Origin of the sequence: Methylobacterium dankookense, from assembly GCF_902141855.1 — a bacterium.
Taxonomy (GTDB): domain Bacteria; phylum Pseudomonadota; class Alphaproteobacteria; order Rhizobiales; family Beijerinckiaceae; genus Methylobacterium; species Methylobacterium dankookense.
In genome coordinates this window covers 13,448-33,531 of the sequence record NZ_CABFVH010000053.1, presented here as the reverse complement: position 1 = coordinate 33,531, position 20,084 = coordinate 13,448, and the positions used below count along the sequence as shown (strand labels likewise).

At 73.4% G+C, this 20,084-nt stretch carries 16 protein-coding genes; 9 read left to right on the top strand and 7 right to left on the bottom strand.

Annotated elements, in window-relative coordinates; genetic code table 11:
• Positions 1–85: 85 nt before the first annotated feature.
• Positions 86–445, bottom strand: a complete 360-nt coding sequence (locus MTDSW087_RS25570; RefSeq protein WP_238179243.1) for a catalase family protein — start codon at positions 443–445, stop codon at positions 86–88.
• A gap of 131 nt (positions 446–576) precedes the next feature.
• On the opposite strand from MTDSW087_RS25570, the gene MTDSW087_RS25565 reads away from it, so the two are divergent.
• Both MTDSW087_RS25565 and MTDSW087_RS25560 read left to right on the top strand, forming a co-directional pair.
• Positions 577–1,572, top strand: coding sequence for an MraY family glycosyltransferase (locus MTDSW087_RS25565; protein ID WP_144767937.1), 996 nt, complete (start codon positions 577–579; stop codon positions 1,570–1,572).
• Positions 1,569–2,489, top strand: coding sequence for an NAD-dependent epimerase/dehydratase family protein (locus tag MTDSW087_RS25560; RefSeq protein WP_144767935.1), 921 nt, complete (start codon positions 1,569–1,571; stop codon positions 2,487–2,489). Before MTDSW087_RS25565 ends, MTDSW087_RS25560 begins: the two co-directional genes overlap by 4 nt.
• On the opposite strand, the gene MTDSW087_RS25555 is transcribed toward MTDSW087_RS25560, so the two are convergent.
• The 5 genes from MTDSW087_RS25555 to MTDSW087_RS25535 form a co-directional block, all read right to left on the bottom strand.
• Positions 2,486–4,465, bottom strand: a complete 1,980-nt coding sequence (locus tag MTDSW087_RS25555) for an SDR family NAD(P)-dependent oxidoreductase (RefSeq protein ID WP_144767933.1) — start codon at positions 4,463–4,465, stop codon at positions 2,486–2,488. The two genes, MTDSW087_RS25560 and MTDSW087_RS25555, sit on opposite strands and share 4 nt — an antisense overlap.
• 106 nt (positions 4,466–4,571) lie before the next feature.
• Positions 4,572–5,417 carry a DUF1206 domain-containing protein gene (locus MTDSW087_RS25550; protein WP_144767931.1) on the bottom strand — a complete coding sequence of 282 codons (846 nt, stop codon included), beginning with the start codon at positions 5,415–5,417 and terminating at the stop codon, positions 4,572–4,574.
• The gene (locus MTDSW087_RS25545; protein WP_142583605.1) at positions 5,414–5,755 is read right to left on the bottom strand and encodes a hypothetical protein; all 342 of its coding nucleotides are present in this window, start codon (positions 5,753–5,755) and stop codon (positions 5,414–5,416) included. The genes MTDSW087_RS25550 and MTDSW087_RS25545 overlap by 4 nt, the downstream gene beginning before the upstream one ends.
• A 21-nt stretch (positions 5,756–5,776) precedes the next feature.
• Positions 5,777–6,337: a Uma2 family endonuclease gene (locus MTDSW087_RS25540; protein WP_144767929.1), complete on the bottom strand. Its 561-nt coding sequence runs from the start codon at positions 6,335–6,337 to the stop codon at positions 5,777–5,779.
• A gap of 391 nt (positions 6,338–6,728) precedes the next feature.
• Entirely contained in the window at positions 6,729–8,177 is a 1,449-nt protein-coding gene (locus MTDSW087_RS25535) for a homospermidine synthase (protein ID WP_144767927.1), read from the bottom strand.
• A gap of 487 nt (positions 8,178–8,664) precedes the next feature.
• Between MTDSW087_RS25535 and MTDSW087_RS31265 the strand changes: the two genes are divergently transcribed.
• The 5 genes from MTDSW087_RS31265 to MTDSW087_RS25515 all read left to right on the top strand — a co-directional run bounded on the left by MTDSW087_RS31265 (position 8,665) and on the right by MTDSW087_RS25515 (position 15,152).
• Positions 8,665–8,790, top strand: coding sequence for a hypothetical protein (locus tag MTDSW087_RS31265; protein WP_280525290.1), 126 nt, complete (start codon positions 8,665–8,667; stop codon positions 8,788–8,790).
• 201 nt (positions 8,791–8,991) lie between these two features.
• Positions 8,992–9,696 (top strand): invasion associated locus B family protein, encoded by a 705-nt coding sequence (locus MTDSW087_RS25530; RefSeq protein ID WP_144767925.1) that lies wholly within the window; start codon positions 8,992–8,994, stop codon positions 9,694–9,696.
• Positions 9,697–9,769: 73 nt separating this feature from the next.
• Complete coding sequence (locus MTDSW087_RS25525) at positions 9,770–10,213, top strand: hypothetical protein (protein WP_238179245.1); 444 nt, start codon at positions 9,770–9,772, stop codon at positions 10,211–10,213.
• Positions 10,214–10,390: 177 nt separating this feature from the next.
• Positions 10,391–13,747, top strand: a complete 3,357-nt coding sequence (locus tag MTDSW087_RS25520) for a hypothetical protein (protein ID WP_186383998.1) — start codon at positions 10,391–10,393, stop codon at positions 13,745–13,747.
• Positions 13,748–13,958: 211 nt separating this feature from the next.
• The gene (locus tag MTDSW087_RS25515; protein WP_144767923.1) at positions 13,959–15,152 is read left to right on the top strand and encodes a GNAT family N-acetyltransferase; all 1,194 of its coding nucleotides are present in this window, start codon (positions 13,959–13,961) and stop codon (positions 15,150–15,152) included.
• 187 nt (positions 15,153–15,339) lie between these two features.
• On the opposite strand, the gene MTDSW087_RS25510 is transcribed toward MTDSW087_RS25515, so the two are convergent.
• Entirely contained in the window at positions 15,340–17,619 is a 2,280-nt protein-coding gene (locus tag MTDSW087_RS25510) for a GumC family protein (RefSeq protein ID WP_144767921.1), read from the bottom strand.
• A 192-nt stretch (positions 17,620–17,811) separates the two neighbouring features.
• Between MTDSW087_RS25510 and MTDSW087_RS25505 the strand changes: the two genes are divergently transcribed.
• Together MTDSW087_RS25505 and MTDSW087_RS25500 are read left to right on the top strand one after the other, a co-directional pair.
• On the top strand, positions 17,812–18,384 hold the full coding sequence (locus tag MTDSW087_RS25505; RefSeq protein WP_144767919.1) for a polysaccharide biosynthesis/export family protein: 573 nt from the start codon (positions 17,812–17,814) through the stop codon (positions 18,382–18,384).
• A gap of 274 nt (positions 18,385–18,658) precedes the next feature.
• Positions 18,659–20,083: a cytochrome ubiquinol oxidase subunit I gene (locus tag MTDSW087_RS25500; protein WP_144767917.1), complete on the top strand. Its 1,425-nt coding sequence runs from the start codon at positions 18,659–18,661 to the stop codon at positions 20,081–20,083.
• Position 20,084: the final 1 nt, after the last annotated feature.

Here is a 20,084-nt window from a genome sequence, read left to right as displayed (position 1 = left end):
GCCACCCCGCGGGAGAGCCCGCCTGCTACAGCGCTGTGAAGGGCGCGCAGGCGGGCTCTCCCGCTACCAGCGAGCTACACCACCATCAGGGACACGACCCCATGTCGCCGGATGGGTCGTTCATCCGCATGGCGAAGCCGCGGGTGACCGGCTTGGCCTTGTCCGAAATCTTCGCATTGCTGCCGCCCATCGAGAAGCGGGCGGTCACCGGCACCGTCTTCCGGAAGTGGGGCGCCTTCGAGAGAGCGGCGGCGCCGGGGGCGGGCGAGAACGTCCCTGTCAGGCAGATTCCCTTGGCGCCGCTCGCCCGCACGCCGGGCTGGTTGCCGCCGGCTGCGAGCTGCGCCGCGACGATGGAGGCGGGATCGACCTCTTCGGCCGAGGCGGCGGTGAGGAAGCAGGCCGTCGCGGCCGTGCAGCCGAGGAGCGTACGGAGCCAAGTCATGGGGCGTCTCCCGTGATCATTGGAGCCGCAGGCGCGACTCTGCAACTATTCTAATTGTGCACAATTCGATTGCAAGCCCGGACAGCCGTGCCGCTCTCGCCGCGGCACCATTTCCGCGCTATCGGCGCGGCATGCTCAGCCCTCTCGTCGCCGTCCCGCTCGCCGCCGCCCTCTCGGCCGGCCTGATCGTGCGCCTGCGCCCGCTGCTCGTGCGCTACGCGCTGGCCCGGCCGAACGCCCGCTCCAGCCATACCGAGCCGACGCCGCAGGGGGGCGGCATCGCCGTGGTGACGGCGGCGCTCTTCGCGGCCGGAATCCTGCGCACCTCCGATCTGGGCGATGTCGGCGAGTGGCTGGCGCTCGCCCTCGGGACGGTGGCGCTCGCTCTGCTCGGCGCCATCGACGACATCCGCCCGCTCCCCGCCGCGCTCCGGCTCGCCGTGCAGGGCGCGGTGGTCGCCGCCCTCGTCGCCTTCGTGCGCGGGCGGCTGTTCCCGGACCTGCCGCTGCCCGTGGAGCGGGCGCTCGCGGTGCTCGCCGGCCTGTGGTTCGTCAACCTCGTCAACTTCATGGACGGGCTCGACTGGATGACGGTGGCCGAGATCGTGCCCGTGACCGGCGCCCTCCTGATCCTCGGCGGTCTCGGCCATCTGCCGCCCCTCGCGATGCTGATGGCGGCGGGGCTGTTCGGGGCGATGCTCGGCTTCGCCCCCTTCAACCGGCCGGTGGCGCGGCTCTTCCTCGGCGATGTTGGCTCGCTGCCGATCGGGCTGATCACGGCCTGGCTGCTCTACCGGCTCGCCCTCCAGGGAGGGCTCGCCGCGGCGATCCTGCTGCCGCTCTACTACCTCGCCGACGCGACCCTCACGCTCGCCCGCCGGGCGGCGCGGGGCGAGCGCGTCTGGGAGGCGCATCGCAGCCATTTCTACCAGCGGGCCACCGTCAACGGGCTCTCGGTGCCGGGGGTGGTCGGCCGCGTCTTCGCCCTCAACATCGTGCTGGCCGGGCTCGCGGCGGCGACCTTGCTTTGGCCCGGATGGCTCGTCAGCCTGGGCGCGCTCGCCCTCGGCGCGGCCCTGGTGGCGGCGCTGCTCGCGCATTTCGCCCGCCCGCAGGAGGCACAGTGACCGGACATGTGGCGCTCACCGGCGCGACCGGCTTCATCGGCCGCCACCTGCTGCGCAGCCTGACCGAGCGCGGCTACCGGGTGCGGGTGCTGCTGCGCCGGCCCGTGGAGGTGCCGGAGGGGGCGGCGAGCGCGGTGGTCGGCGACCTGACGCGCCCGATGAACATGGCCGCGGCGCTCTCCGACGTCGACGCGGTGGTGCATTCGGCGGGGCTCGCGCATGCCATGTCGGGCGCGCCGGAGGACGATTACCGCACCCTCAACACCGAGGCGACGCGGCGCCTCGCCGAGGCCGCCGCCCGCGCCAAGGTGCGCCGCTTCGTCTTCCTCTCCTCGATCCGGGCGCAATGCGGCGCGACGAGCCCGCACCCGGTCTGCGAGGACGATGCGGAAGCCCCCACCGACGCCTATGGCCGCTCGAAGCTCGAGGCGGAGCGGGCGCTCGCCGAGACCGGGCTCGACTGGGTGGCCCTGCGCCCCGTCCTCGTCCACGGGGCCGGCGTGAAGGGCAACATGGCCGCCCTCCTCAGGCTCGCCCGCTCGCCCTATCCGCTGCCGCTCGGCGGGCTCTCCGGACGGCGCTCGCTGATCTCGACGGAGAGCCTCGCCGCGGCGGTCGACGCGGTGCTGAAGGCGCCGGGCCCCTTGAACCGCGCCCTCGTCGCCGCCGATCCCGACCCGCAGACCCTGCCCGAGATGGTGGCGGCCCTGCGCCGCGGCCTCGGCCGGGGCCCCGGCCTACTCCCAGTGCCCGGCGCACTCCTCGGCCTCGCCTGCCGGCTCACGGGCCGCGAGGAGATCTACGACCGGCTCGCCGGCGGCCTCGTCGCGCGGCCGGACGGCCTCATGGCCCTCGGCTGGCGCCCGGCCATGCCGACGCCGCAGGCGCTGGCCCTGCTGGCACGCGACGGCGGTTAGCGCAGCTCCGGCAGCGCCGCCGCGGGCTCCGGGGCCGCGCCCTCGACCTGCCCGGCCTTGCGCTCGCGGAAATGCGGGATCGCGGCCTCGAACACCGCCTCCGCCGCCGCCCGGTCGCCCGCGGCGACGGCCTCGCGCAGGCGCGCCACCCAGGCGTCGAGGCGGGCGCGGTCGGCGAAGACGGGGCGGGCCGCCATCACCCCGTCGATCCCGTCGAGGCTGACCCGGGGCTCCTCGCGGGCGAACAGGATCTCGTTCAGGCGCTCGCCCGGCCGCGCGCCAGAATAGTTGATCTCGATCTCCTCGCCCGGCTCGAAGCCGGCGAGCCGGATCATGCGCTCGGCGAGATCCCGGATGCGCACCGGCTGGCCCATCTTGAGCACGTAGACCGCCGCGCGCTGGTCCTCGGCGGCCGCCTCCGCCACCCGGGCGTGGCGCGCCTCGCCATCCGCGTGCGAGGCCGCGGTGAGGACGAGGTCGGCCGCCTCGCGCACGGTCATGAAGTAGCGCACCATGTCGGGATGCGTGACCGAGACCGGGCCGCCGCGGGCGATCTGGGCCTTGAACACCGGCACCACGGAGCCGACCGAGCCGAGCACGTTGCCGAAGCGCACGGCGATCAGCCGGGTCGGGTGGCCCGGAATCTGCGCCTGCTCGGCGTCGCGGGCCTGGGCCACCATCTCGGCGAAGCGCTTGGTGACGCCGAGCTGCGAGACCGGCTCGATCGCCTTGTCGGTGGAGATCATGACGAGCGCCCGGGCGCCCGCGGCGAGCGTCGCGTCGGCCACGTTGATCGAGCCGAAGACGTTGGTCTTGATGCCCTCGCTCCAGTCCTGCTCCAGGTAGGGCACCTGCTTGAGCGCGGCGGCGTGGAACACGTAGTCGGGCCGGAACTCGGCGAAGATGGCGTGGACGCGCTCGGCGTCGCGGATATCGGCGATGATGCCCGAGACGCGGCCGCCCGCGGCGAGCACCAGGGGGTTGCTCAGGATGCCGTGGAGCGCCGGCTCCGAGTTCTCCAGGACGAGCACATGGCCCGCGCCGAAGGCCAGCGCCCGCAGGCAGATCTCGGAGCCGATCGAGCCGCCGCCGCCGGTGACGACGACGCGCCGCCCCTGGAGGAAGCGCTCCAGGCGGGGCCGGTCGATGGCCACCGTCGGGCGCAGCAGCAGGTCCTCGATCTCCAGCGGCGCCAGTTCGGCCTCGCGCGCGCCCTCGCCGAGGCTCGCGACCCGCACCAGCGGCAGGCCGAGCCGCCGCGCCTGAGCGACGAGGGCGTCGGGCTCGGCCTCCAGCGCGCTCGGCGCCGCCACGAGGCGCCGCACCGGCTGGCCCTGCTCGGCGAGCCGGGCGATCACCCGCTCCAGATCGGCGAAGCCGCCGAGCACGGGCACGCCGCGCATCATCTGCCCGGCCTCGTCGGCGCGGGGCGACAGGATGCCCTTGGGCGCGAGCTTCTTCACGGAGCCCGATTCGATGGCCCGCAGCAGCACCTCGATGTCGCCGCCGCGGCCGAGCAGCAGGGTCGGCACCGTCGCGCCGCGCGCGCTCGATTGCCGCGAGCGGGTGTATTTCAGGTAGCGGAAGGCGAGCCGGGTGCCGCCGAGCAGGAAGATCTGCAGCACCCAGTAGAGGACGATGGCGATCTTGCCGAAGAAGTAGAACCCGTAGAGGTCGGACGAGACCAGCACGTAGTCGATCAGGAGGAGCGCGAGCGCCAGCACGCTCGCGGCGCGCACGATGCCCGCGAGATCCGGCAGCGAGGCGAAGCGCCACTTGGTCCGGTAGAGCCGGAAGCGCGCGTAGACGAGGCCCGCGAGCAGCAGGAAGGGTGGCAGCAGCAGCGGCAGCGCGTGCAGACGCTCCGTCAATTGCGAGCCGTGGAAGCGGAACGCGAAGGTGAGGAGGACGGCCAGCGCCGTCGCCACGAGATCGTGGACGACCATCGCGGCGGTCTTGGCATGGCGCGGCTGCATGGGTGGGCGCGGTATCCGCCGCGGGCCCGGCCCTGTCAACGCGTGGCGCCGTCACCCCAGGCTCTGCCCGGACCCGCGCGCGGGATGATCCCTCTCGACAGCCGGTTCAGGTGAGGTCGCGCAAGGCGCGGGCTGCCGCCTCGTCCGCCTCGTCGATGTCGGGGGCGTCGATGTGGCGGTAGCGGGCCTGGATCAGGCCGAAGGCGCCGAAGGCCACGTGGCCGGCCGCGACGAGGCCCAGCAGGACGGCGCCGTATTCCTGCCGCCGCAGCAGGGCGAAGGCCTCGGCCAGCCCCTTCACCTCGGAGGAGCGCTGGTACCACGCCGCGACGATGAGGAAGCCGCCGATGATCAGGAAGGCGACGCCGCGCGCCGCGTAGCCGAAGCGCCCGATCGGCTTCGCCCAGCGCGCCTGGGCGGGCCCGAGCAAGAGGCGCTCCGTCACGTCGCCGCGCGCGGCCTTCCACAGGAAGCCGAGGCCGCCGCCGACGATCGCGGCGCCGATCAAGGCGAGCAGCCAGCGCCCGAAGGGCCGGGCCATCACCCAGGCGCTCCAGTCGCGCATGCCGTCGCCGCCGCTCATGCCGAGCCCGAGGCTGAGGCTCGCCGCGGTGAGCGCGAGGCCGCCATAGATTCCGGCGCTGATCAGATGCGCCGCCCGCACCGCGAGGCCCTTCGGGGCGGTGCCGCGCCGGTCGGCATCGGTGACCGCCTCGACGGCGCGCCAGACGGCGAAGCCGGCGAGCCCGAGCGCGATGGCGCCGACGAGCACCGGCCCGAACGGCCCGCCGAAGACGGTCCGCAGCGCCCCGCGGCTGTCGCCGGCCCGGCCGCCCGCCCCGAGCGCAGCGAGGACGGCAAGGCCGCCGACCACGCAATAGACGAAGCCGCGCGCCCCGTAGCCGAACCGCGCCAGCCGCTCCAGGGTGTTGCGCCCCCCGAGCCGCCTCACGGGGCCGGACGCTGCGGCTTGCCGGAGAGCGACACGTAGAAGCCGAGCCCGTCCTGGGCGGGCAGGGTCTGCAGGCGCTCGATCAGGCCGCGGCGCTTGGCATCGAGGAGGAGGCGGCCGGTGGGCTGGAACAGCGTCTCGCCGCCGCCCTCGGGCGGCGGCGCGAGGCGGATCGCCACCGTCTTGCCCTTCCCGAAGCGGCTGCGCTCCAGCATGTCCTTGAGCGAGGCTTCCGCCGTGGCGCGATTCGCCCCGCGCAGGTCGAGCACCGCCTCGGCATCGGTGACGCCGAGCGAGCCGCGCAGCTTGTCGGCGTAGAATTCTTCGAAATGGGGCAAGGGCAGGGGACCTGACGGGGCTCAGAAGACGATGTGCTTGTAGATCGCCGAGACCGGGACGCATCCATCGCATTCCGGCAGATCCAGGTGTTCGCTGGCCTGGAGGACCTGCATCGTCCAGTCCGTTCCGCGGCGCCAGACCTCGACCCGCGGCTCATTCTGGTAGACGATCAGAAAGACCTGAAGGCTTGATACGGTTCTATAAAATTCGGCCTTGCGGCCACGATCCTTCAAGATGGTGGACGGCGACAGCACCTCGGCGACAAGGACCGGGTCAGTCGCGTAGCCATCGGCCAGCAAAGGCCCGCAGCGCATGACCACGTCCGGAATCGGGGCGTAATCGTCAGCGGCCTCGCTCAAGACGGCTAGCCCGGGCAAAGCTCGACAGCCGCGAACCTCCACAAGATCGTTCAGGCGCTGGATCAGGTTCAGAACGATTGTCTGGTGACGTTCGCCCGGCGGCGACATCAGCACGGGCTCGCCGTCGAGCAATTCCCAGCGCTCGTCATCCGGACGGCTCTCAACCCAGATCTGATACTCGGCGACGCTCATGCGCGCGTCGCGTCTCGCGGCCAGCGCCATCGGGGCCTCATCCTGCGAACGCAGGGCGGGATGGTAGCATCGCGGATCCTGTCCGCACCAGCGACATCCCGCGGGCCGCGACGGAGCCCGACGCATAGGTCAGGATTCCGATGGACACGCTCGGCGATCCGGGCTGCGCTGCGCCGAGCGGATCCGCGTCGTGGGCGCGTGGCGGGCGTCTTCCGATGTCGCCCTGTCCTCTGCCGCTTCGCCTGCGGCGGCTAGAGCGCTCTCCGCCGAAGTGGGCGCCGGTTCGGTGAAAGAGAGCGCGTCACAACAAGGGCTTAGAGTCGTGTCCCGATCCAACGTGATCGGGCACGGCTCTAGGTGGCCACCGCGTGAGGCCGCCCGACCGCCGGGGCCGAAGCCCCGACGGTCGCTCTCGAAGCAATCAGCCGTGCACGAGCACGTTGCGGAACTGCCAGGGATCGCTGGTGTCGATGTCCTCGGGGAACAGGCCCGGGCGGTCGGCAAGCGGGGTCCAGTCGGTGTAGACGCCGACGACGGGGCCGAGATACGGGGTCTGGACCTCCAGGCAGCGGCGGAAATCCATCTCGTCGGCCTCGACGATGCCGGCGTTCGGGTTCTCCAGCGCCCAGACCATGCCGGCGAGCACGGCCGAGGTCACCTGCAGGCCCGTCGCGTTCTGGTAGGGGGCGATGGCGCGGGTCTCCTCGATGGAGAGCTGCGAGCCGTACCAGTAGGCGTTCTTCGCGTGCCCGTAGACGAGCACGCCGAGCTCGTCGATTCCGTCCACGATCTCGTTCTCGTCGAGGATGTGCTGGCTCTCCTGCACCTTGCCGGCATTGCCGAACATCTCGTGCAGCGAGAGCACGGCGTCGTTGGCCGGGTGGTAGGCGTAGTGGCAGGTCGGGCGGAAGACGGGCTTATCGCCCTCGCGCACCGTGTAGTAGTCGGCGATCGAGATCGCCTCGTTGTGGGTCACGAGGAAGCCGAACTGCGCGCCGACCGTCGGCACCCAGGTGCGCACGCGGGTGTCGGCGCCGGGCTGGAGCAGGTAGATGGCGCAGCGCGAGCTGCCCTTCTCCTGCTCGCGGGCGTTCTCGGGCTTCCAGGTCTCGTGCGTGCCCCAACCGAGCTCGGCCGGCTGGTTGCCCTCGGAGACGAAGCCTTCGACCGACCAGGTGTTGACGAAGACGCCGCGCGGCTTCGGGGTCTTGGCGCGCTGGGTGTCGCGCTCGGCGATGTGCACGCCCTTGACGCCGAGATCCTTCATCAGCGCCGCCCACTCGGCCTTGCCCGTCGGCTCGGGCCGCTCGAGGCCGGTATCGGCGGCGATGTTCAGGAGCGCCTGCTTCACGAACCAGGAGACCATGCCGGGATTGGCGCCGCAGCAGGAGACGGCGGTGGTGCCGCCGGGGTTCTGGGCGCGGGCGTCGAGGATGTTCTCGCGCAGCGCGTAGTTGGTGCGGTCGCCCTGGCTCTTGGTCTTGTCGAAGTAGAAGCCCGGCCAGGGCTCGGCCACGGTGTCGATGTAGAGGGCGTCGAGTTCGCGGCAGAGTTCGAGAATCGCGCGCGAGGAGGTGTCGACCGAGAGGTTGACGCAGAAGCCCTGGCCGCCGCCCTCGGTGAGGAGGGGGGTGAGCACGTCGCGGTAGTTCTCGGCGGTCAGCGCGACCGTCTCGAAGCGCAGGCCGTGCTTCTCGGCCAGCGGCTTGTGGGTGTCGACCGGGTCGATCACCGTGAAGCGGGCGCGGTCGTACTCGAAATGGCGCTCGATGAGCGGCAGGGTGCCGCGCCCGATCGAGCCGAAGCCGATCATCACGATGGGACCGCTGATGCGGCCGTAGACCGGGTGATGGGTCGGCTTGTCTGTCATGATGCGGCAGGTCCTCGATAGGCTTGGGCGCCCCGGCAAAGGGGTGCCTCGTGGTTAAGCGGGCAGTGTGACGAAGCGGCGACAATCCGGCGCTCGGCCCGGAGGCGGGCTCGCGGCCGCGATCGGCCCCGGGGCCGCAGCTCTCGCGCGAGGGGGCCTTACTGGGGCCGCGCGATCCTGCGGTCAACTGCCGAAGGTCAGGCCGCGGGCGCATGGATCCCGTGCAGGATACGCAAGGCCCCGCCGCCGGGCGAGGCGGCCGAAGATCAGATCTCGCCCGCCTCTCCTCGGCCGGGACCGTCCGCGGACCAAGCATCTCCGGCGCGCCGCATGTAGAACTATTGCACATATGCCGGTGCCGCATGCGCCCCGTGCGGCGGGGCGCGTTGCATGCGTCCGGCGAGACCCACACATTCCCCTCAACAGAAGGTCCCAAGACCTCGCGACACCTCGTTCGGGAAGCGCCGCCTCACCTGGAGTTCACGCGATGCTCACCGTGCTCGTCGCCCAGTGCCCCACTCCCGCCGAGGAGCCCCTCGACCGCGATCCCGGCCTCCTCACCCTGGCCTTCGCCCTCGCCCGCCATCTGCGCCGGGGCGCCCGCGCCGTCTGATCCGGGCCGGATCCGTGCCCCCGGCCGCCCCTGCGCGGCCGGATGTGGGCGGATTGCGTCCGTCCCCCATGAGAGCTAGAGCCGTCCGGCGGTGCAGGCCGCTTTCGAGAACGACTCTAAGCTGTTGATTGCGCGCACCTTCCCGTCACCGGCGAGGAGCGCGCCGGCCGCCATGCCGGCCGAGGGGGATGGACTGAACGCATGCCGATACGCGCGCCCTTCACCGCCCGGCCGCCGCTCGCAGCCGCCCTGCTGCTCGCGGGCCTCATGACCGCGTCCATGGCCGCGGCGCAGGAGGCCGAGCCGGAGGCGGCTCCCGCCGCCGAGGAGAGGCCGAAGCCGAAGCCCAAGCCGGCCCCGCGGCCGAAGCCGGCCCCGGCCAAGCCCGCGGAGAAGGCCGCCGAGAAGCCGGCGGACGCCAAGTCGGCGGAAGCCAAGCCCGCCGAGAAGGCGGCCTGGCCCGCGGGCGCCGACACCGTCACCGAGACCTATGGCGAGTGGACCACGAGCTGCGCCCGGACCGAGGCGCAGGTCGCCTGCATGGTCATGCAGACGCAGGGCGACCGGAACACCGGCCGGCGCCAGTTCGCCTTCGAGCTGCGCACCCCGAGGGACGGGCGCGCCGAGGGCGTGATCCTGATGCCCTTCGGTCTCGCCATCGAGCCGGGGGTGTCGTTCAAGCTCGACGAGGCGACCCTCGGCAAGGGCGCCTTCTACATCTCCTGCACGGCCGAGGGCTGCCTCGTGCCGGTGAGCTTCCCGACGCTCGCCACCGACTCGATGAAGACCGCCAAGACCCTCGTGGTCACGGGCAAGAAGGCCGCCAACGACGAGGCCGTGACGATCTCCCTGCCGCTCGCCGGCTTCGCCACCGCCTTCGAGCGCGCGGCGGCCCTGGGGAGCTGACCCGGGGGCCGAACGACTCGAGGACCGAACCGCGGAGGCCGGCCAACGGCCCCGCACCATACGGGAGGATAGGATGAGAGGATTCGCTGCCGCGCTCGTCGGCGCCTGCCTCGCCGCGCCCGCGGCTTTGGCGCAGGCGCCGGAACCGAGCACGCCGCCAAGCACATCGCCAAGCACACCGCCAAGCACGCTGCCGAGCGCACAGCCGCCCCCGCCGCCTGCCGAGGGTGCGGGGCCGCAGCTCGACCGGAATCAGGCGCTCGCGGCCAAGCTCGCCGGGCTGGTGGGCTTCGTGAACGTCTCCTGCCCGGAGCTGCGCGGCGAGCCGGATCTGCTGAACGCGGCCGTGCGGCGCCTCGGCATCGAGCCGGAGGCGCTGAACACGGGCACGCTCCATTTCGCCGCCACCGCCTATCTCGAGAGCTACCGCAAGGACGTGCCGGCCAATTGCCAGCGCGCCCTCGACACGTTCGGTCCGGCGAGCACCCTGGTCCCGAACCTCGTGGTGCGGCGCTGAGATGATCGCCGGCAGCGCCCATTAAGCCGCCGTTAGCCGCGCCGCGCGACACTTGTCCCCAGTGTGGCGCGGGCGTCGCGCCCCGTGAGCGCGGGGCGTCCGCCGCTCTCGGGTAGCGTTCGGATGGGGGCGGAGCAGGTGAAGGGCCTCGCCCGACATCCGATCGATCGCTGCGCGATGCGGATCCCGGCCCCGGTCGCGCGCCGCCCCGCCTGGGCCTGGAGCGCCGCGCTCGCCCTCGTCCTCGCAGCCGGCCAGCCGGCCCGGGCCGCGCAGCTCGTCCTGGCCAAGGGCGCGGAGAGCGGCGGATACGGCCGCATCGCGCTCACCTTCGACAAGCCCGTCTCGGTGAAGGCCAAGGTCGCGGGCGGCGTGCTGCTGCTGAGCTACGGCGAGCGCAGCACCGCCTCCGGCGAGCGGCTCGCCGACGAGATGCCGAGCTACGTCGCGATGGTGCGGCGCGACCCCGACGGCACCGGCCTGCGCATCGCCCTGCAGAAGCCCTACCGGGTCAACGTGCAGGAGGCGGGCGAGCAGGTCTTCGTCGACCTCCTGCCCGAGGGCTGGTCCGGCCTGCCGCCGCCGCTGCCGCCCGAGGTGGTGGCCGCCCTCGCCCGCCGCGCGGTCGCCGCCGAGGCGGCCCTGAAGCAGCGCAACCCGCCGCCGGCCCGCCGCACGCTCGCGGTGGAGCTCTCGCATCTGCCGACCCTGACGCGGCTGTCGTTGCGCCTGCCGCCGGGCACCCGCTCCGAGACCCTGCGCGAGGGCGCGGCCACGCGGCTGCGCGTCGCCGGCCCCTGGAGCTTCGACATCGCCGAGGCCCGCGGCCGGACGAAGCCGGCCCTGGCCGCCCTGACGGCCGAGACGGAGGAGGGCTCGGCGAGCCTCGTCCTCACCCCCGCCGAGGGCTTCGCGGTGGCGGTGGAGCGCGAGGACGACGCCGTCCTCATCGACGTGGCCGGCCCACCGAAGGAGCCCAAGGAATCGAAGGAGGCGAAGGCGGACCAGAAGGCCGACCTGGCCTCCGACCGCAGGGGCGACCCGAGGCCCGAATCCGGGACGGACCGGAAGGACGCGCGGCCGGCCGGGGAGGGGCGCGCGCAGGCGCGGCCCGCGCCGGAGCCCGACGCGCCGCTGCGCCAGCCGGGCAACGGCCTCGTCTTCACCTTCCGCAGCCTGCCGCCGGCCGCCCTGTTCGAGCGGGCGGGCATCGCCACCCTCGCCTTCGAGACGGAGGAGAACCTCCTTCCCCAGCCCGGCCCCGATGCCCTGAAGCCCCTCGGCGAGCCGCGCCGGGCCGGCCCGCTCCTGCTCGTCCGCTTCGCGGTGCCGCCGGGGCGGCTCCTCGACCTCACGCCGGTCGCCACCGGCTCGGGCGCGGGCTGGGAACTCGCCGCGGGCGAGTCCCTGAGCCCGAGCGAGGGGCTGCTCGCCGCCCGCCAGCCCGGCGCGGAGGGCCGCAGCGCCGTGACGGTCGACCTGCCCCGGCCCGGCTCCGCCACCTGGATCGACCTCGACGGCGCCCGCGTGGCAGTGGTCACCTCCCGCCCCCGGCGCCCGGCCGGCATCCCCAAGCGCCAGCGCTTCGTCGATTTCGAGCTGCTGCCGAGCCGCCTCGGCGTCGCGGTGCTGGCGGGCGCCGACGACCTCTCGGTGCGGCCCGACCTCGACGGGGTGACGATCGCCCGCGACGGCGGTCTGCTGGTCTCCTCGGTCTCCCGCCGGGAGGAGGCGACGCTCGCCGAGGCCGGCGCCCCCACGATCGACCGCGAGGCCTGGGAGAACGCCAAGCGCGGCAATGTCCGCGAGAGCCTGCGCGCCCTCTTCGCCGAGGCGGCGCAGGCGCCCCCCGGCGAGCGCGGCCCGCTGCGCATGGCCCATGCCCGGGCGCTGCTCGCCAACCGGCTTGAGGTCGAGGCGCTGGCGGCGCTGGAAACCGCGAGCACGGACGATCCCCTGCTCGCCGCCCAGCGCGACACCGCGATCCTGCGCGGCCTCGCGCTGACCCGGGCCGGACGCTTCGCCGAGGCCCGCAAGGCGCTGACCGGCGACGTGCTCGACCGCGATCCCGAGGCCGTGCTCTGGCGCGCAACGGCCGAGGCCGGGGACGGGGCATGGCGCGCCGCCGAGACGGGGTTCCGCAAGACGCTGGCGCTGGCCGAGCGCCTGCCGGACGACCTCTACGCCGAGGTGATGGCGGCCGCCGCCGAGTCGGCGATCGAGACCGGCGACATCGACGCGGCGGTGACGCGCCTGGAGCGCGCCGCCCGGCGCGAGCGCAAGCCCGAGATCAAGGACAGGCTCGCCCTGGTGAAGGCCCGCGTCGAGGAGCTGACCGGGCAGACCGTGGCGGCGCTGGACAGCTACGAGCGGCTCGGCCGCAGCCCCACCTTGCCGGTGGCCACCGCGGCGGCCTTGCGCCACACCCTGCTCGCCCTGAGCACCGGCGCGCTGAAGCCCGACGCGGCCATCGCCCGGCTGGAGGGCCTGGGCCTGACCTGGCACGGCGGCCCCATCGAGGAGGCGATCGTCGCCGGCCTCGCCCGCAGCTACGCCGCCGCCGGGCGCTTCCGCGAGGCCTTCACCGCCACGCGCCGCGCCGCCGCGGTGTCGCCCGCCTCCGAGACGACGCGGACCCTCAACGCCGAGGCGCAGGGGCTGTTCGACGACATCTACCTCGCCGGACGCGGCGACCACCTCTCCGGCATCGCCGCGGTGGCGCTCTATTTCGACTTCAAGGAATTCGCGCCGATTGGCCGGCGCGGCGACGAGATCGTGCGCCGCCTCGCCGACCGGCTGGTCGGCCTCGACCTGCTCGATTCCGCCGCCGACCTGCTGCAATACCAGGTCGACAACCGCCTCACCGGCCCGGCCCGGTCGAGCGTGGCGGCGCGGCTCGCCACGGTGCGGCTGATGGACGGCAAGCCGCTCCAGGCGCTCCAGGCCATCGACGCCACCTACCTGCCCGAGCTTCCGGCGGAGCTGCGCCGCGCCCGCGCCCTGATCCGCGCCCGCGCCCTGTCCGATCTCAGCCGCACCGACCTCGCCCTGGAGACGATCGAGGACGAGAGCGGGCCGGAGGTGGCGCGGCTGCGCGCCGACATCCTCTGGGCCGCGCGGCGCTGGCGGGCGGCGGGCGAGGCGCACGAGGCGCTGCTCGGGGACGTGTGGCGCGCGGGCAGGCCGCTGGACGACGCGGCCCGCGCCGACGTGATTCGCGCCGGCATCGCCTACGACCTCGCCGACGAGCGCATGGGGCTGGAGCGGCTGAAGGCCAAGTTCTCCGACACCATGGCCGAGAGCGCGGATGCGCGCACCTTCGCGCTGATCACCGGCGCCAACCCGACCCGCCAGCCGGGCTTTCGCGAGGTGGCGCAGCGCGCCTCCAAGGCCGAGACGCTAGCCGCCTTCCTCGCCGAGTACCGCAAGCGCTATCCAGAGACCGCGGTGCCCGAGCGCGGCCGGCCGGCGGCGCCCGCGGGGGAGGGCCCCCAGAGCCGGGCCGAGGCATCGGCCGGCGCCCCGCCGGGCTGAGCCCGGATCCGGGCCGGTCGCGCGACCGGGGCACAGGCCGAACGGTGGCGAGACGGCCTCGGCGCCCACCCGCGCGAAGGCGCGGCGGGCGTCTCCGGCAACACCACACTAACGCTCCGTTACCCACGTCCGCAGGCCGCCGCGCGGCATACACCGCGGGTTAGGCACCCGCGCCGAGTCTCGCGCGACGGATGCGGCGGGCGAGGTGGTCATGGCGGTTCTCGTCGAGGAGGCGAAGCGGGGCGCGCTCGGGCAGACGGCGCGGCGCGCCCGGGCCGGCGCCCTGAGCGGGGACGTGCTGCCGGATCTCGCCGCGGCGGAAGCCCCCTGGCGCGCCCTGGAGGCGCTGCCCGGCGCGCTCGGCACGCCCTATCAGCGCTTCGACTGGGCCGCGGCCTTCGCGGCCGCCCTCGCCCCCGGCGAGACCTGCCGGGTCCTGATCCTGCGCGACGCCGCCGAGCGGGTGCGCCTCCTCCTGCCCCTGGTGCTGCGCCGCCGGGGCGGGCTCACCATCGCCTCCGTGATCGGGGGCGCCCATGCGAACTACCACCTGCCGCTGTTCTCCGGCCGCGACGCGGCGGCCCTGCCGGCGGAGGAGCTGCGCCTCGCCCTGCGCGCGGCCGGGCGCCGGGCCGGCATCGACGCGATCGACCTCGGCAACCAGCCCCGGACCTGGGACGGGGCGGTCAACCCCCTGGCGCTCGGCGCCGACCCCGCCCCGAGCGACGGCTACGGCATGATGCTCGGCCCCGATCCCGAGGCGAGCGTGCGCCGCGCCTTCGGGGGCGATGCCCGGAAGAAGCTGCGCAGCAAGGAGCGCCGCCTCGTGGAGACGGTGGGGCCGCTCGCCTATCGCTGCGCCGGGACGGCGGAGGAGCGCGCCCGCTTCCTCGCCGCCTTCCACGCCCAGAAGGCCGCGCGCTTCGCGGCGATGGGGATCGGCGATCCCTTCGCCGACGGCGCGGTGCGCGCCTTCCTGGACCGGGCGGCGGCGGGCGAGAACCCGGCCATCGAGGTCCATGCCCTGGTGGCCGAGACGACGGGCCGGGTGCTCGCCACCTTCACCGGCGCGGTCGATGCCGCGCGCTTCAGCGGGATGACCACCTCCTTCGACGCCGATCCGGAGGTGTCCCGCAGCAGCCCGGGCGACCTGCTCCTGCAGCACCTCGTGCGCGACCAGACCGCGCGGGGCCGCCGCAGCCTCGACCTCGGCATCGGCGAGGCGCGCTACAAGGCGAGCGTGTGCGACGAGACCATCGAGATCGCGCGGCCGATCCTGGCGGTCACCCTGCGCGGCCACGCCTACCGGGCCGCCGCGACCGCGCTCACCCGGGCCAAGCGCCGGATCAAGCGCGACCCGCGCCTCGCGGGCCTGCGCGACCGGCTGGCGAAGCTCAAGGGCTAAGGCCGATCAATCGCTTCAGTTTACACCGGGCCTCTCCTCCCCCTTGCGGGGAGGAGCCGGAGGTGGGGGGTGGCGCAGGATCGAGCGGAGCGGTGCCGTCTGCACCACCCCCACCCCTGACCCCTCCCCGCAAGGGGGGATACCCGATCCGGACGTGCCTGCCCCGCGAGGTTGCAGCCCCGATGGCTCAGGCCGCGGTGAGACGGAGGCCTTCCTGCTCGGGGCGGCGGGCCGGGCGGTCCTGCGCGACCAGCACCTGGCCGGCGCCGGCATCCTCGGCGAGGCCGAACAGGTCGCCGAGTTCCGGATCGTCGGCCGACGCGTTCGAGGCGAGGACCACGCTGTCCACGTGGCGGGCGAGGGCCGGCACCAGGGCGACCGGGCCCGGCACGAGGCGCAGGCGGCAGACCACCCAGTCATAGGCCTCGGACGCCGCTTCCAGGGCGATCGCCAGCGCCTCGGGCTCGGCCAGCAGCGCCGCGGTCTCGAAGCGGCCGGTGGCGATGCGCTGCAGGCGCCGGTCGCGCGTCGGCTGGATCACCTCGGCGAAGGCGGCCTCGCCGGCCACGAGGTCGGTCAGGCCCGGCTCCTCGGCCTCGGATTCCGGGCCGTTCACATCGATCTCGAGGGTGGTGCCGAGCGCGCTGAGGCTGCCGGCGAGCGGATGGGAGAGCCCGGTGCCGCGGGCCTGGGCCGGCGTCTCGACCACAAGGACCAGACGCCCGGCGCCGCGGCGCGGCCCCTCCTGCAGCCGGCCGATCAGCGGGCCGAGGTCGAAGCCGGCCGGCTCCGGCGCCGGGGCGGGCGTAGCAGGCGGCACGGCGGGCGGCAGGGCGGCCTGGCCCGCGGCGGGGGCCGCGCTCGGGATGGCAGGAGCAGCGGGGAGGGCAGGCGCCTCGGCGACCGGCGCGGCGGCAGCGGCGGCCGACGCCTCGCCCGGCCAATGGCCCGGGGGCAGCGGCTCGGGATAGGCGAAGCGCTCAGGCCCCGCGGCCCAGGCCGGCGCGCGCGCCGGCTCGGCCTCCGACCCGTCCTCGGGGTGGCGTCCGCCCTCGGCATCGGCCAGGAGGTGGCGCCCGATCACCGCGCCGGCCGAGAGCATCAGCGCGAGCAGGGTGGCGAAGGCGACGATCGGAACCTTCTTCGGGAAGGAGGGCAGTTCCGGCCGCACCGCGCGGGAGACGATGCGGGCATCGGCCGGCGAGGCGGTCTCGGCCTCGCGGGCGGAGGCCTCGCGGTAGCGGGCGAGATAGGATTCGAGCTGCTCGCGCTGGGCCTTGGCCTCGCGCTCCAGCGCCCGGAGCTCGATCTCGCTGGCATTGCCCTTGACGACGACCTCGCGCTGGCCGTCGACGGCCGCCTTGAGGCTCTCGACCCGGGCGCCCGCGATGCGCTGATCGTTCTCCATCGTGCGCACGATGCGCTCGGCCGCGGCCTTGATCTGCTGGTCGAGATCGGTGACCTGCGCCGTCAGCTCCTTGATGCGCGGATGCGCCGGCAGCAGCGTGCGCGATTCGAGGGCGAGCTGCGCGCGCACCGCGATCCGGTTCTCCACCGTGCGGCGCACCAGCTCGTTGTTGGCCACGTCCGGGATCTCGAAGGCGCGGCCGTCCTTGATCATCTCCTTGATCGCCTTCAGCCGGCCGGCGAGGTCGGCCTGGATGGTGCGCGCCTGGGAGAGCTGCGTCGAGAGCTCGCCGAGCTGCTGGGCGGTGAGCGGCTGGCCGGTGGTGCCCGGCGCCGACACGAGGCCGTTGCGGGCCCGGAAGCTCTCGACCTTGGCCTCGGCCTCGGCCACGCGCTTGCGCAGCGACTCGATGTTGCCGCCGAGCCAGGTCGAGGCGTAGCGGGCGGTGTCGACCTTGGCCGCCTCCAGCGAGGAGAGGTAGAGCTCGGCCACGGTGTTGGCGCCCGCGGCGGCGAGATCCGCGTCGCGCGAGCGGAACTCCACCGAGATGATGCGCGACTTGCCGGCCGGGAAGACCAGCAGCCGGTCGAAGTAATTGTCGAGCACCCGGTCCTCGGCCGGGCGGTCGAGGGGGTTCGGGGCGATGCCGAGCAGCATCAGCACCTGCTTCACCGGTCCCGCCTCGCCGGCGGAGGGATCGAATTCCGGGTTGCCCACGAGCTTCAGCCGGCGGATCGCCTCGCGGGCGAGGTCGCGCGACATCATCACCTGGACCTGGCTCGCCACCGCCTGCTCGTCGGGGGGCGTGACCTGGTCGGAGCGCTCCTGCGCGGTGCGGGCGAAGGCGGCCTCGCGGCTCTCCAGGAGCACCTGGGCCGCGCCGGTATAGCGGGGCGCCACCACCTGCACGAACACCCCCGCGGCGAGGGCTGCGGCGAGCGTCGGCACGGCGATCCAGGCCCAGGACCGGCGCAGCACCGCCGGAAGCTGCGCGAGGTTGAGCCCCTCCCGCGCCGGCATTCGGGCGGGATAGGTCGCGCGGGGGCTGATCTCGGTCATGCACGGCCTCGGAACGCCGGGAAGTCTGGTCACGTCCCTGGGACGGCCGCGGGGCATTAGAGACCGTTAAGGTTGCCCGAGAGTTAAGGCCGATCCGCCCGCTCCGGGACACGGCGCCGGCCGAGGTGAGGCTTCATTAACCCTAACCGATTACACCGACCGCATTCGGGTGACCTGACCACGGCCTAGGTGATGAACCGGCGCGCACTCCTTCTGACGCTCGCGACCAGCCTCGCCCTCGGCGGATGCCTGCGGCCGGATTTCCGGACCGCGGACCTCGACGCCACCGGCACCGGCTCGATCGGCACACGCTACACGCTCTCGGCCGGCGACAAGCTGCGCGTGATCGTGTTCGGCCAGGACAACCTCTCGAACATTTACGCGGTCGACGGTGCGGGGCGGATCGCCATGCCCCTGATCGGCGCGGTCGCCATCGGCGGCCAGAGCACGGCGCAGGCCACCCGCACCATCGAGGCGCGGCTCGCCGCCGGCTACGTGCGCGAGCCGCACGTGACGGTGGAGATCGACACCTACCGCCCGTTCTACATCCTCGGCGAGGTCACGACCTCGGGCCAGTACGCCTACGTCAACGGCATGACCGTGGAGAGCGCGGTGGCGATCGCGGCCGGCTTCGGCCCGCGCGCGGCCCGCGACTACGCGGTGCTGACCCGCGACGGCCCCGGCGGCCTCGTCTCCGGCATCGTGCCCATGACCTATCCGGTCCGCCCCGGCGACACGATCGTCGTGAAGGAGCGGTTCTTCTGAGTCTTCGCCCGGGGCACCGGCCCCGGGACATATCCATGTCCCAGCCACCCGAACCGGGCGAGCGTCCGGTCGGGTGCTGCGGGCAGACATGCGCCGACGCCGTCCATGCCCGACTTGCGGCCTTCGCAATTTTCAGTCATTCCTGAAATTACGAGACTTGGAGCCGGCTGCGATCCGTCGTGATCGCAGCCGGCTCCCGGTCGTTGGTGTGACGCGCGCTCCCGCCGAGCCGGCATCGCCTCCGGCTCCCGGGGCGCCTTGAGCGAGGATCGGCATGGACCTCCTGTCCGGCATCGACGCCATCGTGCTCGCCCGCGCGCAGTTCGGCTTCACGGTGGCCTTCCACATCGTGTTCCCGGCCTTCTCGATCGGGCTGGCGAGCTACCTCGCCGTCCTCGAAGGGCTGTGGCTCTTCACGGGCCGGGAGGTCTACCTCAACCTCTTCAAGTACTGGTTGAAGATCTTCGCCGTGGCCTTCGCCATGGGCGTCGTCTCCGGCATCGTGATGTCCTACCAGTTCGGCACCAACTGGTCGGTCTGGTCGGATAAGACCGGGCCGGTCCTCGGGCCGATGATGGCCTACGAGGTGCTCTCCGCCTTCTTCCTCGAGGCGGGCTTCCTCGGGGTGATGCTGTTCGGCATGAACAAGGTCGGGCGCGGCCTGCACTTCATCGCGACCCTGATGGTGGCGGTGGGCACCTGCTTCTCGGCCTTCTGGATCCTGTCCGTGAACTCGTGGATGCAGACGCCCACCGGCTACGCCGTCAACGCGCAGGGGCAGTTCGTGCCGGCGGATTGGTGGGCGATCGTCTTCAACCCGTCCTTCCCCTACCGCCTCGTGCACATGGTGCTGGCGGCCTACCTCACCACCGCCCTCGTGGTCGGCGCGGTCGGCGCCTGGCACCTGCTGCGCGACCGCGCCAATGCGGGCGCGCGCACCATGTTCTCGATGGCGATGTGGATGCTCGCCTGCGTGGCGCCGCTCCAGATCCTGGCCGGCGACGCGCACGGGCTGAACACGCTGGAGCACCAGCCGGTGAAGGTGATGGCCATGGAGGGCCACTTCCAGAGCCATCCGGACGGGGCGCCGCTCGTGCTGTTCGGCCTGCCCGACGAGCAGGCGGCCACGGTGCGCTACGCCATCGAGATCCCGAAACTGTCCTCGCTCATCCTGAAGCACTCCTTGAACGCGCCGCTGAAGGGGCTCGACACCGTGCCGCGGCAGGACTGGCCGCCGGTGCCGATCGTGTTCTGGTCGTTCCGGGTGATGGTCGCCATCGGCTTCGCGATGCTGGGCCTCGGCCTGTGGAGCCTGTGGGCGCGCCTGAGGGGGCGGCTCTACGCCATGCCCTGGCTGCACCGGGCGGCCCTGGCGATGGGCCCGGCGGGCTTCGTCGCGGTCCTGGCCGGCTGGATCACCACGGAGGTCGGGCGCCAGCCCTACACGGTCTACGGATTGCTGCGCACCGCCGATTCCGTCTCGCCGCTCCAGGCGCCCGCGGTGGCGGCCTCCCTTCTCGCCTTCGTGCTCGTCTATTTCGCGGTGTTCGGCATGGGCGTCCTCTACATCCTGCGGCTGATGGCGCACGCGCCGCATCCGGGCGAGCCGGGCCTCGAGCCCGGCCTGCCGGTCCGCGCCGCCGGCGTGACCCCGGCCCCGGCGGTCGATCCCGACCGCCATCTCCAGCCCGCGGAGTGAG